Origin of the sequence: Burkholderia sp. Se-20373 (assembly GCF_017104705.1) — a bacterium.
GTDB lineage: Bacteria > Pseudomonadota > Gammaproteobacteria > Burkholderiales > Burkholderiaceae > Burkholderia.
In genome coordinates this window covers 1-594 of sequence record NZ_JAAGPH010000387.1, presented here as the reverse complement: position 1 = coordinate 594, position 594 = coordinate 1, and the positions used below count along the sequence as shown (strand labels likewise).

Below are 594 nucleotides of genomic sequence, written 5' to 3'. Positions count from 1 at the left end.
CTCGCCGCCGCCGGCGACGCGCTGCTGACGACCGGCAGCGGCGGCCAGATCGTCGTGCTCGCGGATGCGCTGCCGCCCGCTCGACGCGGGCTGCATCGCTATCGTGCGGCGGCCGGCGGCGGCTATTACACGATGGCCGCGATGCAGAACGTCGGGCTCGCGCTCGAAGCCGTGCGCGGCTGGCTCGGCTACGCGCAGTGGGCCGATGCGTATGACGACGCGTTCGCCCACGCGGCGTCGGAACGCCTGTGCTTCCTGCCGTACCTGACGGGCGAGCGTTCGCCGTGGATGAACCCCGACGCACGCGGCGGCTGGCTCGGCCTCGGGCTCGGCGACACGCGCGGCGCGATGATGCGCGCCGCGTTCGAAGGCGTCGCGTTCGCGTTGCGCGCCGGGCTCGATGCGATCCGCGACGCCGATCGCGTCGATCCGGTCGCGATCCTGCGTCTCGCGGGCGGCGGCTCGGTCGATCCGCGCTGGCGCCAGTTGCTGGCCGATGCGCTCGGCGCGTCGCTCCACGCGATCGACTGCCCGAACGCCGCGACACGCGGCGCCGCGCTGCTCGCGGGCGTCGCGATCGGGCACTGGCGGGCA

At 74.9% G+C, this 594-nt stretch carries 1 protein-coding gene; it reads left to right on the top strand.

Features of this window, described 5'->3' with window-relative positions:
- Positions 1-594 (top strand): FGGY-family carbohydrate kinase (locus tag G3N96_RS38915; protein WP_241023050.1); only part of this gene is annotated, 594 nt, incomplete at both ends.